This is a genomic window from Luteolibacter sp., assembly GCF_039920825.1.
In the GTDB taxonomy this organism is placed as follows: Bacteria; Verrucomicrobiota; Verrucomicrobiia; order Verrucomicrobiales; family Akkermansiaceae; genus Luteolibacter.
This window is the reverse complement of record NZ_JBDSCX010000089.1, coordinates 35,745-53,331: the sequence shown is the minus strand read 5'-3', so window position 1 is coordinate 53,331 and position 17,587 is coordinate 35,745. Positions and strand designations below refer to the sequence as shown.

General features: G+C 58.8%; 16 protein-coding genes. 11 read left to right on the top strand and 5 right to left on the bottom strand.

Going from position 1 to position 17,587, the window contains the following annotated elements; translation table 11 throughout:
* Positions 1 to 89 precede the first annotated feature (89 nt).
* The 10 genes from ABIQ96_RS25775 to ABIQ96_RS25730 all read left to right on the top strand — a co-directional run bounded on the left by ABIQ96_RS25775 (position 90) and on the right by ABIQ96_RS25730 (position 8,681).
* Positions 90 to 800 (top strand): hypothetical protein, encoded by a 711-nt coding sequence (locus tag ABIQ96_RS25775; protein ID WP_348217540.1) that lies wholly within the window; start codon positions 90 to 92, stop codon positions 798 to 800.
* A gap of 44 nt (positions 801 to 844) precedes the next feature.
* Entirely contained in the window at positions 845 to 1,348 is a 504-nt protein-coding gene (locus tag ABIQ96_RS25770; RefSeq protein ID WP_348217539.1) for a hypothetical protein, read from the top strand.
* A gap of 13 nt (positions 1,349 to 1,361) precedes the next feature.
* The gene (locus ABIQ96_RS25765; protein ID WP_348217538.1) at positions 1,362 to 2,408 is read left to right on the top strand and encodes a hypothetical protein; all 1,047 of its coding nucleotides are present in this window, start codon (positions 1,362 to 1,364) and stop codon (positions 2,406 to 2,408) included.
* A gap of 49 nt (positions 2,409 to 2,457) precedes the next feature.
* Complete coding sequence (locus ABIQ96_RS25760) at positions 2,458 to 4,305, top strand: tetratricopeptide repeat protein (RefSeq protein WP_348217537.1); 1,848 nt, start codon at positions 2,458 to 2,460, stop codon at positions 4,303 to 4,305.
* Positions 4,306 to 4,402: 97 nt separating this feature from the next.
* Positions 4,403 to 4,591, top strand: a complete 189-nt coding sequence (locus ABIQ96_RS25755; RefSeq protein ID WP_348217536.1) for a hypothetical protein — start codon at positions 4,403 to 4,405, stop codon at positions 4,589 to 4,591.
* Positions 4,572 to 4,832 carry a type II toxin-antitoxin system RelE/ParE family toxin gene (locus ABIQ96_RS25750; RefSeq protein ID WP_348217535.1) on the top strand — a complete coding sequence of 87 codons (261 nt, stop codon included), beginning with the start codon at positions 4,572 to 4,574 and terminating at the stop codon, positions 4,830 to 4,832. The genes ABIQ96_RS25755 and ABIQ96_RS25750 overlap by 20 nt, the downstream gene beginning before the upstream one ends.
* Before the next feature lie 139 nt (positions 4,833 to 4,971).
* A complete protein-coding gene (locus tag ABIQ96_RS25745; protein WP_348217534.1) occupies positions 4,972 to 6,708 on the top strand; it encodes an ABC transporter ATP-binding protein in 1,737 nt (578 codons plus the stop codon).
* Positions 6,709 to 6,767: 59 nt separating this feature from the next.
* Positions 6,768 to 7,070 (top strand): hypothetical protein, encoded by a 303-nt coding sequence (locus ABIQ96_RS25740; protein WP_348217533.1) that lies wholly within the window; start codon positions 6,768 to 6,770, stop codon positions 7,068 to 7,070.
* Positions 7,071 to 7,167: 97 nt separating this feature from the next.
* A complete protein-coding gene (locus ABIQ96_RS25735) occupies positions 7,168 to 8,427 on the top strand; it encodes a hypothetical protein (protein ID WP_348217532.1) in 1,260 nt (419 codons plus the stop codon).
* Positions 8,428 to 8,432: 5 nt separating this feature from the next.
* Entirely contained in the window at positions 8,433 to 8,681 is a 249-nt protein-coding gene (locus tag ABIQ96_RS25730) for a hypothetical protein (protein ID WP_348217531.1), read from the top strand.
* On the opposite strand, the gene ABIQ96_RS25725 is transcribed toward ABIQ96_RS25730, so the two are convergent.
* The 3 genes from ABIQ96_RS25725 to guaB form a co-directional block, all read right to left on the bottom strand.
* On the bottom strand, positions 8,671 to 9,855 hold the full coding sequence (locus ABIQ96_RS25725) for a polysaccharide deacetylase family protein (RefSeq protein ID WP_348217530.1): 1,185 nt from the start codon (positions 9,853 to 9,855) through the stop codon (positions 8,671 to 8,673). The two genes, ABIQ96_RS25730 and ABIQ96_RS25725, sit on opposite strands and share 11 nt — an antisense overlap.
* Positions 9,856 to 9,921: 66 nt before the next feature.
* The gene (gene guaA / locus ABIQ96_RS25720) at positions 9,922 to 11,445 is read right to left on the bottom strand and encodes a glutamine-hydrolyzing GMP synthase (RefSeq protein WP_348217529.1); all 1,524 of its coding nucleotides are present in this window, start codon (positions 11,443 to 11,445) and stop codon (positions 9,922 to 9,924) included.
* 84 nt (positions 11,446 to 11,529) lie between these two features.
* Complete coding sequence (gene guaB, locus ABIQ96_RS25715) at positions 11,530 to 12,984, bottom strand: IMP dehydrogenase (RefSeq protein ID WP_348217528.1); 1,455 nt, start codon at positions 12,982 to 12,984, stop codon at positions 11,530 to 11,532.
* Between the two features lie 132 nt (positions 12,985 to 13,116).
* Between guaB and ABIQ96_RS25710 the strand changes: the two genes are divergently transcribed.
* A complete protein-coding gene (locus ABIQ96_RS25710) occupies positions 13,117 to 13,773 on the top strand; it encodes a thioredoxin family protein (RefSeq protein WP_348217527.1) in 657 nt (218 codons plus the stop codon).
* A 93-nt stretch (positions 13,774 to 13,866) separates the two neighbouring features.
* On the opposite strand, the gene ABIQ96_RS25705 is transcribed toward ABIQ96_RS25710, so the two are convergent.
* Both ABIQ96_RS25705 and ABIQ96_RS25700 read right to left on the bottom strand, forming a co-directional pair.
* Complete coding sequence (locus tag ABIQ96_RS25705; RefSeq protein ID WP_348217526.1) at positions 13,867 to 16,890, bottom strand: DEAD/DEAH box helicase; 3,024 nt, start codon at positions 16,888 to 16,890, stop codon at positions 13,867 to 13,869.
* A 158-nt stretch (positions 16,891 to 17,048) separates the two neighbouring features.
* Complete coding sequence (locus tag ABIQ96_RS25700) at positions 17,049 to 17,321, bottom strand: hypothetical protein (protein ID WP_348217525.1); 273 nt, start codon at positions 17,319 to 17,321, stop codon at positions 17,049 to 17,051.
* Between the last annotated feature and the right edge of the window lie 266 nt (positions 17,322 to 17,587).

Here is a 17,587-nt window from a genome sequence, read left to right as displayed (position 1 = left end):
AATCATTTCGCCCGGCCCCTCAGATTTCCCTTCCACTATCTGGTACAAACAGATAACAGCTTTGCCAATCCGTCAGAAAAAAACTTTTCATGAACCACCATCAGATCGACAAGACCGTCATGTACCAGGCCACCAACCTGGTCCTCAACCAACCCGCTAACAAAGCCATCTGGTCCACCCTCGCCGCGTTCACCCGCGGCCAGATCGCGCTTGAGGGCAGCATCAACGTCCTCTCCGCCCTCGCCCAGGCCCAGGGAAATCCCCTCACCGGCATCACCCTCGACAAGGCCCGCCTCCTGCGCTCCCTCATCAGCCGCACCCTCATCGTCGCCGGGGCCGCCGGAGCCTACGCCTTCGAAATCAAAAACAACACCCTCGCCGCCAAGTTCGACGTCACCGCCACCTCGCTCGGTGCCATCCGCGAGCCCCTCCTCGACGACGCCGCCCAACTCATCCACGACGAGGCCGCCGCCCTCGTCACCGCGGACGCCGCCAAAATGGCCGAATTCAACCTCACCCCCGCCCTGCTCACCGACCTCCAGAGCGCCATCACCGCCTGCGGCGCCGTTCTCGGCACCCCGCGTGCCGCCATCTCCGGCCGCACCGGCATCACCACCGCCATCGCCGCGGAGATCGACCGCGCCGATGAAAACCTCAAGCAAATCCTCGACCGCCTCATCCTCCAGTTCGAGACCGAGCAACCGCTCTTCTTCACCGCCTACAAATCCGCCCGCAAGATCGTCACCGCCGGCGGCGGAAAAGGCGACGGCCCCGAAACCCCACCCGAGCCCGGCGCGTAAGGCGTCCCCGCTTCACCCAGCCAGAAATCCTTCTCTTCCAAAAAATGAAATCATCGTTCTTCGTAAGTGGCGTGCCATGCACCGGAAAAACTTGGCTTGGCAACTGGCTTTTCGAGAATGAGGGATTTGAACATGTTGACGCAGAGAAGAATGGCGGAAGAGATCTCGACACTGTCGGAATTCATCATGAATGGGATTCTGTCGCCAGCGAAGGTCGAGCAGATAATTTGGCTCGAAAGATCGCAGCGCTTCCGAAGCCTGTGGTTTTGAACTGGGGGTTTCCTATGTCCTATCTGTATTTCGTAAGGGCCTTACAGGTTGCAGGAATAGAGACTTGGTGGATACGTGCGGATCCACAACTCGCACGCGATGCATTCATTTCTCGAGGAGGCATTAATGTGGCGTGTTTCGATCGGCAGATTGGTGACATTAATCGGAACATTGCCTTGATTGAGCTTGTGTTTGGCACCCGAATCATTGACGGCCTCACCACGAATGGAGAACAACGGCACCCAAGTGAACTTTGGTCCGAAATGAACCAAAAATGAGCTGATGCGAACTATGCGTGGCTGGACAACCGGCCACAAACAATTCACCTCCAAACTCCCCTCGACCTCGCCTGCTGAAGCACTCTTACGCTCGCCAAAAGATATGTTCGGACATCTCACCCTAGATTTCATCAAATCACCTGACTTCAAAGAGGACTCGGTGCGTGAATTAGTGATTCTCCCCATCCTCAATCGTCTTGGATACTCAGCAATGGGTGAAGCTGGAGTTAAGCGGAGCAAAACCTTACAGCATCCTTTCATTCGGGTCGGAACGACAAATCACCCCGTCAACATTATTCCCGACTACACGCTGTGCTACAAAGAGAAGCCAATATTTATTCTGGATGCGAAAAGCCCCTCCCAAGACGTGCTTGACCCTAAGCACCTCCAGCAAGCCTACAGCTACGCCATTCACCCTGAGGTTAAGACCCGTGAGTTCGGTCTTTGCAACGGTTCGCACCTTGCTGTCTTTTCGATAGATTCTTCGACCCCTCTCCTACATCTCGGCTTCCAAGACTTCGAAGAAAAATGGCAAGAGATCGAAAAGGCACTTTTGCCCGATAATCTCCTTAATCCTGTATTGAGGCAGTATCAGCCTGATTTCGGCATGAAGATTGCCCGTCTTGGGGTTCCTCGATCAAGCAGCATTCACTTGCCGGGTGTTCGGCTCAATACTTTCGCGAAGCTCGACGAGGAAAACTACATGGTTGCTACCGCTTGCGACTTCCTGGATGAGCCACACATGGTCAGCTTTGACTTTCCCGCTGAAATGCTTGAGAGCCTTCTTGAGGGATTGCCTGAACAATTACGAGACGAGTTCAGTGCAGCATTGCGTAAGTTTCCTTTCCAAGCGTGTGCGGGTCTTCATTTGGAAGTCGATCTCAAAACAAGATTGGGTGATCTTCAAATCTGCGAGATGGAGCAGTTTATCCCTCTTATCATTGAAGAGGTCAGCGGTTCTCGTTTTGTTCCAATCGTAGAGAATGGAGAGCCTGAGGGAATCCCACCTCACGTCTATCAGCTACACAAGCACTTTAAGATTGCACCCAACGGTGAATAGGGTCTCGGAGAGTAATTACCCTAACCACCCCATTCGCCCCATTCGCCCCATGAGCAAAGACACCACACCCACTCACAAATACCGCTGGCTGGAGGCGGAGCACACTGACCTGGATTTCTGGGGAATCCAGAGCCCGCTGCCCTGGCCCGCGGAGAAGGAGGAAGCAATCGACCCCAAGCGGGAGTTCCCTTTCGCGGCACTTTTCGAGGGCATCCGGCGGTTGCGGGCGGACGGCACGGAGTGGACGAAGGAGTGGGGCGCGGTGAAGGAATTCATGGAGCGGGGTGAACCGCTCAACAGCGCGTTGGAGACGGGCGACCTCAAGGGTGCGCTGCTCCAACTCGACGAGATGGAGGCACTCCGGCCCGGCACGGCGTATGGCTCGTTCAACCGGGCCTTCATCCTGCGCACGCTCGGCGATGCGAAGGGGGCGATGGCTGCGGCGGTGGAGGCAACGCACCGGGCGCCGGGGATCGAGTATGTGTGGATGGGCCGGGGAAATCAGCACGCGGAGCGCGGTGAAAAGAAGGAGGCGATCTTCTGTTTCCGCAAGGCGCTGGCGCTATTGCCGAACCACATGCAGGCAGTGGAGGGCCTGTCACAGCTCGGGGAGTTGGCGAAATTCACCCTTCATCATCCCGATGGCAGCTCCAGCGACCAATATTTCACCCCGGAGGAATTCGATCGCTTCGTGGAGGAGAACGCCGCGCGCTCCAAGCCGGACAGCCCGCAACTGCGCTCGCTGCTCAAGCAGTTCCGCGAGAAAAGCGACGGCCGCCACGCGCTGGTGGTGCTGGATCGGATGCTGGAGGTTCCCCAGCCGGACACCCGCCTGCTGCGCGCGTGGAAAGCGGACGCCCTGCGGCTGGACAAGCGCATCCCGGAGGCCCGCGCGCTGCTGGAGACGCTGCTAGAGGAGGATCCGTTTGACGCCGAGGCCATCTACACGCTGGCGTGGTGCGACTTCGACGAGGGTCAGACCGAAGAAGGCTGGAACGGCATCTATCAGGCAAGCGAGCTGGACCCGAACCACCAGCAGGCCGTGCAGTTGCGCTTCCAGATCGGGCCTGACAACAAAAACCCGCAGCTGATCGAGGAGATTTGCGAGTGGGCGGAGGAAATCAATTCCTGGCGCGGCTACTGGTGGGCGTCCATGCAGTGCTCGACCCGGCGCGACAACGAGGGCGCGCTGCGCTGGGCCGAGGCCGCCTATCGGATCGCCCCGGAGGAGAGGGAGGCCCTTTTCGCCTACGCGAACTGCCTGAACAACATGAACGAGGGGGAATATACCGCCGCGCTCATCCACCCGAAGCTGCCGGAGATCAAAGGGGACTTCATTCTCAAGATCATCTTCGCCGGGGCGATGAAGAAACTCGGCCTGCCGCAGGAGGCCATCCGCGTGTTGCGCGAGGTGCTCACCGAGGAAAGCGAGCTGACCCTGGAATGGCGCGGAAATGCGCAGCTTTTCCTGGATGAATTGGAGGGTCTGCGCGCGCAGGCGGAGGTGGATCCCGAACTGCATCCGCACACCGGAGTGCTGAGGCGCGGCATCTGGATCGGCTCGGACAAGGGGCCGGAGACGGATTTCATCCATGCGGGCATGCCCGTCCCGGAGCAACGACCGCTGCGGATGGCCCCGCCACCCGGCTTCGCGGGTTCCACCGGCAGCATCGCCGTTTATCTCCATGGGACTACTGCGGAACTGGAGCCCTTGAGTCTGGGCTGGTTCCGCGCGCACGAGATCGACTACAGCGAAACGGAGCCGCCGATGATGACCCTCCATGTGACCGACAAGGGAAAGCTGGAGGCCTCTGCAAAACAGGGTGCGCGCAGACTCCCGGTGACTTGGAGCCTCTACCGGGTGCCATCCATGGAGACCGAGAGCGCGCCGGGGTGAGGCGCGGGGGGGCGGAAAGAGTCCTGGATGCCAGTCACCCTGTCATTGCAACGATGATCTGCTTGGGTTTTCGAAAGCGCGGTGGTAGATTCCCCGCATGACCACCCAATTCCTCACCGATGAAAAAGGCAAGAAGGTCGCCGTCGTCATCCCGATCGCCGACTATGAGGATCTGATGGAGGATGTGGCGGATCTCGCGGCAGTTGCGGAACGGCGGGATGACGACCGGATTTCGCTGAAGGAGCTCAAGCAGCAATTGACCGCAGATGGACTCCTACCGGGTTGATGTCACCAAGTCCGCTAGCAAGGATCTGCGGGGGATTGACCGGATGTGGATTCCAAAGATCCTGGCGGTGATCGAATCCCTGGAGGTTGACCCTCGCCCGGCGGGCTGCAAGAAGCTTGTCGGCTCGGAGCACACTTGGCGTGTCAGAGTCGGAGACTACCGCGTGATTTACGATATTGAGGACGAGAGGCTGATCATCCTAGTGGTGAAAATCCGGCATCGTCGGGATGTTTACCGCTGAAGAATGCGGCCAAGCCACTGGTGACGTGAACGGAGGTCTCCACCAATGATCCGGATCGGCGCGGACACGTCGGATTTTCCCTGAGGGTGAGTTGCGTTTTCCCTTTCCAATCGCAGGGACAAGGGTTCACGTTGTCACCATGGCCATTCTCGTGCGGATCCTCCGCCACACTTTCCGCTATCCTTTGCAAAGCGCGCTTTCATTGCTGATGGCGGTCGTATGCACGGTCCTCGTGCTGGTTCTGCCGGGGATTACCATGCAGTTCATCGACGTGATCATCGGGAAGAAACGGCCGGACCTGATCGTCCCCACCGCGGCGATCGGCATCGGCGCGATCCTGCTGCGGCAGGCGCTTTTCACGCTGCGCACCTATTACAACAACTCGCTGGAGTTGAAACTCACCCACCTCATCCGCGTCGAGCTTTACGACAAGCTCCAGCGCCTGCCGGTGAAATGGTTCGATTCTAACTCCTCGGGCGAAATCATGTCGCGCGTCGCCAACGACGTGCCCACCACCAACCGTATCATCATCGAGGGCGTGGACCAGGCCATCGCCGCGATCCTCCAGTTCCTCATCGTGATGGGCTACATGTTTTGGCACTCGTGGCAGCTCACGCTGGTCACCCTCATTCCCCTGCCCTTCATCGCCATTCTAACGACCTGGTGGAGCCGCCGTTCCGAGCCGATGTGGCGCGAATCCTCGGAAGCCACCTCGGCGCTCAATGCCATCCTCCACGACAACCTCGCCGGAATCCGCCAGATCAAGGCCTACACCGTGGAACCGCAGGCATTGGAATCCTTCGACAAGGCCTCGCGAAAAGTCGGAGAAAAAACCATGAACGTCATGCGCGGCCAGTCGCTCGTCTGGCCCGGCGTCTCGTTCATCGCCGAGTCCGGCATCATCCTGATGGTCGCGTTCGGTGCGTGGTTCGCGCTGCAAGGTAGCATCCAGCCGGGTGTCGTCGTTTCCTTCCTTGTCGCCTGGGGATTTCTGTTCGATCCCATTTCCCGGATCAACACGCTGGCCCAGACTTTCACCCGCGGCATCGTCTCGGCGGAACGGGTTTTCAAGATCATCGACACCCCGGATGAAACCAATCTAACGGAAGGCGTCCGCCCCGCGCTGATGAGGGGTCATGTGGTATTCGAAAATGTCACGTTCGCCTATTCCGAAGATTCCCCGACGATCCGCGGACTCGCTCTGGAGGCTCTTCCCGGCGAGACCATCGCCCTCGTCGGAGCCACCGGCGCGGGGAAATCCACGGTGCTGAACCTGCTCACCCGTTTCTACGATCCCACCGGCGGACGCATCCTCATCGACGGCGTGCCGCTGGACACGATTTCCAAGGAATGGCTGCGCGACCAACTCGGCTACGTCACCCAGGAAAGTTTCCTTTTCAACACCACGCTGCGCGAAAACCTCCAACTCGCAAAACAAGATGCGACCGACGACGAAATCTGGGCCGCGCTTGATGCCGCCAACGCTTCCGGCTTCGTCCGCGCCAGCCCGGACGGACTCGATACCATCGCCGGCGAACGCGGCAGCCGCTTTTCCGGTGGCGAAAAACAACGGCTCTCCATCGCCCGCGCGTTGTTGAAAAATCCCCCGCTGCTCCTGCTCGACGAGGCCACCTCCGCGCTCGACAACCACACCGAGCGGCTTGTCCAGCAAGCATTGGAAAATCTTCGTTCCGACCGCACCTGCTTTGTCATTGCCCATCGTCTTTCCACCGTCCAAAAGGCCGACCGCATCTGCGTCCTGCAACACGGGCAACTGATTGAACAAGGAACGCACAATGAGCTCCTTGCACTTGACGGAGCCTATGCGAAACTGTGCGAAGCCACATTCGCTAACGAAACTCGACCCGCCGCGTAATTTCCGCCAGACTCCCCACAACCACTTTCGCTTCCCATTCCCCTTCGACCACCTTCCTCATGGAAACCCTCATCCAGCTCCCCGAATCCGACACCCCCAGCACCATCAGCGAGATTCTCGCGTCGCTCCGCAAGGAACACCTCGAACCCCGTCATGAATCGAAGGCCTGGGGTGATTGGATCTATCTGGAAAGCTACACCACCGTCATCAGCATCGAATGCAACCGCGGTCTCAGCAGCTCTGCGACCATCGAACATGGTGAGGGCGAGGAAGACGGCGAACCCGCCGCCTCCATTTTCCGCGCCTTTGGCCGTCTTGGCTGGATCGGCATGGACGATGATGGCGAGTATCCGTTAGCCTGATGCGCGGTGGCGGAGATTACGCCTTCTGTAAAATCTCCGTAAACAGGATCGATGCTTCTTGAGTGAGGAAGCTTTCGGGAGCATTTCTCCGGATGTCATGAAAACATCCGCACTCCTCCTGCTTTTCTCCACCGCCGCCCACGCCTGGCCGATCTATCAGCTTCACGAGTGGGGCACCTTCACCACCGTTTCCGGCTCCGACGGCACCTTGCTATCCGGTCTCGAGCGCGAGGAGGAAACACTCCCGGCTTTCGCCCACGCCCACATCGGTCTGGAGAACGGCCAATTTCCCGACATGGCCGAGGCCAGCCGGATCTATCAAAAACACGGCACCCTGGGTATTCCATCCTCGTTCAAAGGTCTCGGAAAGAGGCCACTCACCGGAGTCACCGTAAAAATGGAAACGCCGGTGATCTATTTCCATTCCAACGAAAACGCTCCCATTCATGCGAAAGTGAAGGTCGGTTTCAACGGCGGCACCATCAGCCAATGGTATCCGCAACGATCGGGTGGCGAGACACTTCCCGAGCCAGCCCCCTCGTCCGATCCGACTAACAAGCCCACTCCGCTCAGCGCGTGGACGCTGGATTTTAACAAATCCTATCAAGGAGCGATCGAGTGGGACATCGATATTCTCACTCCCGATCAAACCCCTGACACCGTCCTTTTCAAACCCGGCGACAGTCTCGGTTGGCTGCGTGCCCGCCAGCCCGTGACCAACGCCGTCCGCAGCAGTAACGGGGAAACCGAGGGCTATCTCTTTTATCGCGGTGTCGGCCGTTTCGATCCTGGATTGAAGACCACCGTGAACGCCGATGAGACCCTTCATCTCGAGAACAACACCGGCGGCCGCATTCCCTATCTGGTCGCGTTCGAGATCGTCGATGGGAAACTCCGCTGGACCGAGAAAACCAGCGGGCTTGACGGAGGCGGTTCCATTTCCATCCCGGAATCCGATCTGAAAGACGAGCCTGCCGGTTTCTCCGAACCGCTCTATCGTGCCATGAAAGCCGGTCTCGCCCGCTGCGGCCTCACCGATGCCGAAGCAGGCGCCATGGTTGAAACCTGGTGGCACAGCTACTTTGAAGCCCCCGGACTCCGCGTTTTCTGGGTCCTACCACGTGAAACGACCGACCGCGTGCTGCCGCTCGATGTTTCACCTCCAGCGGCGGAAATCGTTCGCGTGTTAGTAGGTCGCAGCGAAGTCCTCCGCCCGCGAAAGGAAAAGGAATGGCTCGCGGCCTCCCACAAAACCGGTGAAGAAGCCAACACTTGGAACTACCTCGTCCAAGCCGACCGTTTCGGTCTCGCGATCAAGGAGAGGGTGAAAGCGTTGGAGAAATCAACCTCACTCTAACATTCATGATCCCGATCAAAAAAAGCCATACGGCCAGTCTGCTCGTTTGCGCGGTGCTCCTGCTCACCTATTTCGCCGGCTATGCCAAGATCCGCAAGGACTGTCAGAATTTCGGCGGCAGGTTCTTCGTCGTTCCAGGTTATGTCGCCACCCGCCCAAGTCTCCGGACGATCTACCGACCGAGTTTTCTGTTGGAACAACGATTCACTGGCAACCAGTTCTCAATCTCGCTCTGGGGAATGATCAGTCCGTGATTTTCCCGTGCGACAATTTCACGGCCCGAGCGAGAACTCCGGCGAGGACTTCCGCTGCAATCGGCGTGGCCTCGTGAAGCAGGACGATGTCTCCGTTCGTTAGATCCGGTAGAATCCTCGCGAGAACTTTTCCGGCATCCTTCTCAACCGCATCGTAGCCGCGCCGATTCCATGCCATGACTTCCAAGCCGAGAACCTTGGCGACGGGATGAGTGAATAGATTCCGATGGCCGACCGGCGCGCGGAACAAGCGGGGCTTTTTTCCGACCGTTTCCTCGATGGCTTGCTGACCGCCGGCGATTTCCCGCCAAGTCCGCCACGGGCTGGCGCACCAGAAGGATCCCGCAGGATGAGTGAGCGTGTGGTTGCCGATGTCATGACCGCGGCGGATGACCTCGCGGGCGAATTCGGGATGCGCCCGGACTTTTTCGCCGATCATGAAGAAGATGGCTTTGGTTTCATGGCGGTCCAACAGATCCAGCAATAACGGAGTGTCGTGGGGATCGGGGCCGTCGTCGATGGTGATGAGGATTTCATCGCGCGAAGTCGTCCGATAGACGGGACCTAGCCATTGGCAATATGGATTGAGGACCGCCCAACACAATCCGGCGGCGATGGCAGCGGCTCCCGCGATTCCCCACGGCCAGCCGAATTTGAAACCGACGGCGATCGCGGCGGCATGCAAAAGGATCACCGCCGAGATCCGCCAAACGATGCCGCATTTGCCAGGGAAAGCCATCAGTTCCTGAAAAGCCAAGATGCAATCGGCGACTACTCCCATTACCATCATGGCGATCCAAGTGTAGGAGAAAAGTCCTGCCAGACCCGCGCTGCGGCAATGGAAAATCGCCCAGAGCAGGCAGAGCGAGGACCACATCCGCCATTGGGTCAGCGGGCTCTTCGCGAAGAGAACGAAGGGCAGGATATTCAGCGCGAGAATGGCTATCGGAATCGCTAACAACCAACCGGCGATCGTTACCAACATCGACGACAACCAAGCGCCGATGGCGACGAACAAGGTGAGCGGGATGAGAACCGAAAAAGCGCGGTATTCGCCGAGATGCATGCCTCGCGAGTTTGAAGTCTCGCGGGCATCCGCAGCCACGCGAACCTCCTCCCCGCCGAAAACGCGGAACAGGGGGGAAACCGCGCGGTTGTCGGGAGGCTGGTTCATTGGATTCCAATGAGGGCCATGGACGTCTCGTCCATGCGAGGGGACGAGACGTCCCCTCCCCTTAGATCACTCCCACTCGATGCTCGCGGGCGGCTTGGTGGAGATGTCGTAGAGCACGCGGTTGATGCCCTTGACCTCGTTAAGAATGCGGTGGCTGGTCTCGCGAAGAAGGATGGCGGGAAGTTCGACCCAGTCGGCAGTCATCGCGTCTTCGGAAACGACGGCACGGAGATTTGTAGCCCATTCGTAGCTGCGTTCGTCACCTTTCACACCAACGGTTTTCACCGGAATCAGACCGGCATACGCCTGCCATACCCGGTCATACCAGCCGTGCTCCTTGAGCTTGCCGATGAAAATGGCATCGCACTCACGGATGATGCGGAGGCGTTCCGGAGTGACTTCACCGGGGCACCTCACCGCCAAGCCAGGGCCCGGGAACGGATGGCGCTGGAGGATGTCTTCGGGAATGCCGAGCGCGGTGCCGAGTTCGCGGACTTCGTCTTTGAATAACTCGGCGAGGGGTTCGAGCACTTTGCCCTGAGCCTGTAATTCGAGAATTTTCGCCACGCGGTTGTGGTGGGTCTTGATGACCGAGGCCTTGGACTTGGCGTTCGAAGCGCTCTCGATCACGTCCGGATAGAGTGTGCCCTGCGCGAGCATTTCGGCATCACCCACCGCGTCCCAGAAGACCTCGATGAACATGTTGCCGATGATCTTGCGCTTCTTCTCCGGATCGCCTTCACCTGCCAGGGCAGTTAGAAACTTCTCGGAAGCATCGACCGTTTCGATTTCCAAGCCGATGCGTTTGAAGTTCTCCTGCACCACGGCGGCCTCGTCTTTGCGGAGCAATCCGTTATCGACGAAAATCGCCCGTGTTTTCACGCCGGCCTCCTTGAGGAGGACAGCGAGGACGGTGCTGTCCACACCGCCGGAGACGCCGCAGACGACCTGCTTGTCACCGACTTTTTCGCGAATGTCCGCAATCATCTCGCGCTTGAAGTCATCGATTTCGAACGGCAACAGGTCGCCGGCGTGATCGAGGAAATTTTTCAGAATCTGCAAGCCTTCGTGGCTGTGCGTGACTTCCGGATGAAATTGGATGCCGAAGAATAAGTCGTGCCATTGCAGGGAAACAGGCGTGCCATGTTGGTTAGAAGCGATGACCTTCGCGCCTTCCGGCAGGATTTTCACTGTGTCCGAATGACTCATCCAGACTTGAGAGCAAGCGGAAATTCCTTCGTAAAGTCCGACGCTTGCGGCCGGGAACAAATCGGCGGGACCGTATTCGCGGCGGTTGCTGGCTTCGACGCTGCCGCCGAACTTTATGTTGAGAAGCTGCATGCCGTAACAGACACCGAGGACCGGCACATTGAATGCCTTGAGTGCCTCGAAATCGAGATCCGGCGCATCGGCTTCGCTCGTACTCTTCGGGCCACCTGATAGAATGATCGCTCCGGGTTTTCCGATGTCCGGAAAATCCTCGATGGCGTATAGCTTGGCGAAAAACCCAAGCTCGCGCACGCGGCGGACAATGAGCTGCGTGTATTGCGAGCCGAAGTCGAGAACGGCGACGTGATTGGTTTCGTGCATTTTTAAAGAGGTTGAGAGGTCATGGGTTGATGAGTCACGGGTGAAGAAAATTTTACTCATGACTCGTGGCCCATGACTCGTGACTTAGCTGAGCGGCTGATAGTTCGTGGGCTCCTCGGTCATGACGATGTCATGGACGTGGCTTTCGCGAAGACCGCCGGCAGTGACGCGGACGAAGTTGGCGCGTTCGCGGAGCTCGGTGAGAGTGGCGGCACCGACGTAGCCCATGCCGGATTTGAGGCCTCCCATGAGTTGGAAGATAACGTCGGACAGGGGGCCTTTGTAGGGCACGCGGCCTTCGACGCCCTCCGCGACGAGTTTGCCGGAACTGTTCTGGCCGTAGCGGTCGCCCGCACCTTTTTGCATGGCTCCGATGGAACCCATGCCGCGGTAGGTTTTGAAACGACGGCCTTGCGACTGCACCGTCTGACCGGGGCTTTCGCGGGTTCCTGCCAGAAGCGAGCCTAACATGACGAGGTCGGCACCGGCGGCGATGGCTTTGACAATGTCCCCCGAGTAACGGATGCCACCGTCGGCGATGACTTTCACGCCGTGTTCGCGACAGACGCCGGCGACATTTTGAATCGCGGTGAACTGCGGCATGCCGACGCCGGAAATGACGCGGGTGGTGCAGATCGATCCAGGACCGACACCGACTTTCACCGCACTCGCTCCGGCGCTGACCAGATCGCGCGCGCCTTGCTCGGTGACGACGTTTCCGGCGACCACCGGGACATTGGAAAGCGAGCGGAGTTTCCCGATCACCTCCATGACGTGGCGGGTGTGGCCGGTGGCTGCATCGATGAAAAGAGCGTCCGCCCCGGCGTCGATCAGGACTCGGCCGCGGTCGATGCAATCCGGTCCGACGCCGACAGCCGCGCCGCAACGAAGCTGGCCGTTGTCATCCTTCGCGGCGTTGGTGAAAGTGATGCGCTTCTCGATATCGGAGCCGGTGATGAGTCCGGCCAAACGTCCGTCCGGATGGACGAGCGGGAGCTTTTCGATTCGGTTTTGATAGAGGATGCGGCGGGCTTCTTCGAGGCTGGTGTTCGGGGGAGCGGTGACGAGCTTCGCGAGTGGAGTCATCACACTGGCAACGGTGGCGTCAGGGCGATCCAAATAGCGGACATCGCGCCCGGTGACCATCCCTTCGAGCCGGCCGTCGCCATCGATCACGGGAAATCCGGAGAAGCCGTTCTTCGCCATCACCGCACGGACGTGATCGACGGTGTCTTCCTTGCGGACGGTGTGCGGTTTTTGAATGACGGCGTTTTCCGAGCGCTTGACCCGGTAAACCATCGCCGCCTGTTCGTCGATCGGGCAAGCCCGGTGGATGACGCCCATGCCGCCTTCGCGGGCCAGGGCGATCGCCAGATCGTGTTCGGAAACCGTGTCCATCGCCGCCGAAACGACGGGAAGGAACAAAGGAATCCCCGCCGTGACGTGCGTGGAAAGATCCGCTTCACCGGGCAAAACCGAGCTCAAAGCCGGCACCAGAAGCACGTCATCAAATGAAAGTCCGAGAGAAATCTCTGCCATGGCGGAGTCAATAGAAGCGACTTTCGGGGCGCAAGCCCGAATCCGGGGTGGGGGAAATTTGCGAAATATCCAATTCAAGCGTCCACCTTAAACCTTGTCGTCTGCCCGAAAAAGGGTGATGAATCACGCCTTATGAAAAAGGTATTTTTCAGTCTAATTCTCACCGCTTCGGTTCTGACCACCCCTCTCCATGCGGAATTCCGAACTTGGACCAATTCGGAAGGGGTCACCATCGATGCCGAATTCGTCAAGGCCGAGGGCGACAATGTCACTGTCCGATTGCGCAGCGGCAAGCTCACCACCTTTCCCCAAACGAAACTATCGTCTGCCGACCAAGATTTCGTCAAAGGCAACAAGGCAAGCTCACCAGCAGCCGCCACCACTGAAACCAAGCCGACCGTCGCCGTCGACCGCAAGGCGAAATGGTTGACCAAGATGGACAAGGCCCAGGAGCAATCCAAGGAAACCGGCCTGCCGATCCTCGTCCTATTCACCGGAACCACTTGGTGCCCCTATTGCATCAAGTTGGAAAAAGACGTCTTCTCCCAATCCGAGTTCAAAACGTTCGCCGACCAAAATCTTGTCCTGCTGATGCTCGACTACGGTCCAGGCGGCACTCCGAACAACAAGAAGGACGAGAAACTCGCCAAGGAATTCGGCGTCACCGGTTTTCCAAAGTATTTCCTGACAGACTCCACGGGCAAGCAACTCGCGAATAACGGCTTTCATGACGGAATCAATCCCAGCCAGTTTTCCGCCTGGGTAAAAGCCGCAGCACCGAAAAAGTGAGCCGCCTGGCCAGCTAGGAATGCGTTTCTGGCTGTCTCAGCCTAAGTGAGGTGGATCGGTTCCCGGCTGAGACAGCCGGGACACACCCTCACCTCAAGCAAGCATCGATTCCAGCTCCTCCATGCTCCAACTCGGCGCGTCACCCGCGCCGTTCTCGTCGATGGCGGAGGCGAGCTCGCGTTTCTTGGCCTGAAGGCGGACGACCTTTTCCTCCACTGTTCCGCGGGTAAGGAGACGGTAAACCGTGACGGGTCGGGTCTGCCCGATCCGGTGGGCCCGGTCGGTCGCCTGGGCTTCGGCGGCCGGATTCCACCAGGGGTCGAAGTGAACCACCGTGTCCGCAGCGGTGAGATTCAGACCGTAGCCACCGGCCTTGAGGCTGATGAGAAATACGGGCGGGCCGTCGGGTTGCTGGAACTTATCCACAAGTTGTTGGCGGTTCCGGGACTGTCCATCGAGCCGCAAACTCTCCCAACCGCGCTCGGCAATGCATTTCTCGATTTCCTGTAATTGTTTCTGGAATTGACTGAAGATTAACATTCGGTGATTTCCATTCACCGCTTCTTCGATCAACTCCAACAAGCGTTGGAGCTTGGCAGAACGTTTAGGCACCAACAGTTGATTGAATTTTTCGTTCCCAAGCAGCGCCAGGTCGCAACACGTCTGACGAAGCCGGAGCAACGCGGTGAGCATTTGCATTCTTGCCGCACCTTTGTTGCCGGAATCCGCCACGGCATCGACGCGCTTGCGACCCTCGACCAACAGTTGTTTGTAAACTCCCTGCTGGTCCGGACTGAGGTCGCAGAACTCGTCGATGAAGAGCTTCGACGGCAATTCGGGCGCCACCTGCTCCTTCGTGCGCCGCAGCAGGAAGGGGGAAATTTTCAACCGCAGCCGCTCGACGACCGCTCCTGCCGATTCACCGGTGACGAGCGGCTGTTCGTAGCGCTCCTTGAAATCCGCCAGCCCGCCCAACCAACCCGGCTGAATGAAACGGAAAATCGACCAGAGGTCTTTGACGCCGTTTTCGATGGGCGTTCCGGTCAGGGCGATGCGGCAGGTGGCTCGAAGTTTGGAGACCGCTTTCGCGTGGTCCGTGTCCGGATTCCGCATCAAGCTGGCCTCGTCCACCACCACCGCCCGGTAGTCGCGCTTCAGGTGAAATGCCAGGTCGCGAGCCAAGGTGCCGTAGCTGGTGAGAATGACATCGCCCGACTGAACCTTCTCCCGCTCCGAATCCCGGCCCGTGCCGTGAAGAATCCGGACCATCCGGCCTGGGGCAAAGCGGGCGAATTCCGCCTTCCAGTTTCCGAGCAACGAGGCCGTCGCCACCACCATCGCAACTCCCGAATCTTTGGCATCCTCCTGAAACACCCGCTCGATTAAAGCGATTGTTTGAACCGTTTTCCCCAGACCCATGTCATCAGCCAGCAAGGCTCCTCCGAAGCGCTGGACTCGGTCGAACATCCAACCAGCACCAAGCGACTGGTAAGGTCTCAACTCGGCGTGCAAAGTGGCCGGTGAATCGAATGTAAACGAAACAGGTTGATCATTGCCTGTTTGCGACTTGTTGATTTTATTCCGGATTTCACGGATAAGCTCTCCAGAGCGCGCTGAGGCAATGAAACGACCGTTTTCCTGCCTCAAATCGAGATCTGAGAAGAGCGGATCGATGACATTCGCCAGATCGTCGGAGATGATCAGACGACGCTCACCCGCCTGCTTGGAACCACTCCCCGCCCGCAACAAACGGCGGACTTCTGCAGCTGGAAACGAGAGTCCATCACTCGTTTGAAATGACAAATCGAAGCTCAGCCAGTCCTCGCCGGAGCCAAGAATCTCGATTTTCGGCGAGACCACGGTGACCTGCTTCTGGACGTGACCGAATCGCTCGCCTTCGACGACCGACCACTCCTTGCGCAGCAGCGGAAGTGAGCGGGTGAGGAAATCAAGGATCGCGGATTCCCCCTTCATTACCCAACGGCCGCTCGAAAAATTCTCCACCGCGAAGCCCGCTTTCATCAACCGGGTAGCAGCTTGTTCTTCTTTGGGCAGATCCCGGACTTCGCAATGGTCGCCGGTCAGTCGAGGCAGGCCATCGACTTTTCCCAAACCCGGAGGCACCGGTGCAGCCGCTCCGTAGCGCACGGCAAGCTGGGCTTCCAGATGCTGGAGCGAGCCCTCCAACGATAGTTCGAAAACGGCGGGAGCTTGAATGAAATGCAGCCTGTCGAGCCAAGAGCCTTCCGGGAAATGGACCCACTCCTGCCAGGAGTCGAGGTGGTTGAAGAACTGCTGGGTCGGGATTTCTATCGATTTCCCCCGCGCCAGGTCGGCGAAGGCGGAGGCAAGATTCGCCGGGATACTCCCCTCGCCCACCCGGGTCACCGAGTCTTCCGTGACCTGCCAGAACGAGCCGCCAATCTCGGTCCAAGTGCCGGATTCAGGGTCCGGGACGAGTTGGATTTGGTTCTGGCCGTGATCCGCGCCGATTAGTTGCAGCCGCTCGCCCGAGCGGATTTGGATGGAAAGCCGATCCTTTCCCGCCGCCAGCCGCGGGTGATCGGCGATGGATTCGAGGAACGCCGGAACGCGTGGCCCGTCGAGACTCATGCTGAGAATTTCCTTTTTCACGACGCCTTCCTTGGCGAGCCAGGCATTCAGGCGGTCATCGGCGGGGGAAATTTCCTCGCCTTTCGCGATGGCGAGCGTGGCGGCAAATTTCCCCCGGCTCAGGGCTTCGCGCCAGTTGAGCGGCAGGAGAATCTGCCAAGGGACGGCGACCACGGGCGACGGGGCGGCTTTTTGAACGGCCGTTTGAGCCGGTTTGGGGGCTGCGACGGGCTTCAGTGTCGCCAGTCCGGTAGCGACGGCGTGGCAGCAGAACGAGCCTGAGCGCTGGTTGTCCGAGCAGGGGCAATTCGTGTCGAGGTAGGTCGGGGATTTCACCACCACGCTGACTTTCATCAGCCGCTTTCCCATCCGGACGGTGCCTTGCCAGCCAGTCGCACCCGCCTTCACCTCAACCACCATCCCGCTATCAAGCAGGGCCTTGCCTTCCTTGAATGCCTGCCACGCGGCCGCCTTCCTCAAAATTTCTTCCGTCCACCCGCTCATTGTCCGCGGAGTGTTTCCCGAACGACGCCAAGGTCAAGGAATGGCGATCTCCGAATCGCCCAAGCCCATGGGAGGTCAATGATCTGTGGCTGGCCTCATCTCATTGGCTTTTCATGGGCTTGGGCGGTTCGGAGACCGCCCCTCCTTGAGATTAAGAGTCACCCGTTCACAATTTCCCCTTTCAACTCGCTCCACAGGTAAACCGCCTCACCCGTCCGCTCCTGGCGGCTTTCCCACATGAACCAGCCGAGCGATTCATTCCAAAAGAGGTCGTAGAAAACCAGCTTCCGTCTTAGCAACGAGCCATCCCGCACCGGCAGGATCGCGGCGACGCGGCGGACGTGTTTGACCTCGAAGCCCTCGCCACATTTCGCGCTGCCATCGACGATGAACGAAATCTCGATGGTGTTTTCCTGAACGTCTGATCTCATGGCAATCAACCTAACCGCCTCCTTCGGCAGTAAGTCCTGGGTGGGTTCGGCTGCAAATCCGGTGATCGAAGCAATCGCGAACACCCCGGCCATCGAAAGTAGGAATTTTCTCATCTTGGACCGACGGATCTCGATGGCTTTGCATTCAAAGGAATTTCGAGCGCAAGGACGGACTGCTAGGGAGCCACCACACTTCTGTGGTGGATGAGAATGGGTTGTCCTTATGAAGAGCTCCGCGCTTTTCAAGGATCGAGCATTCGCCTGTA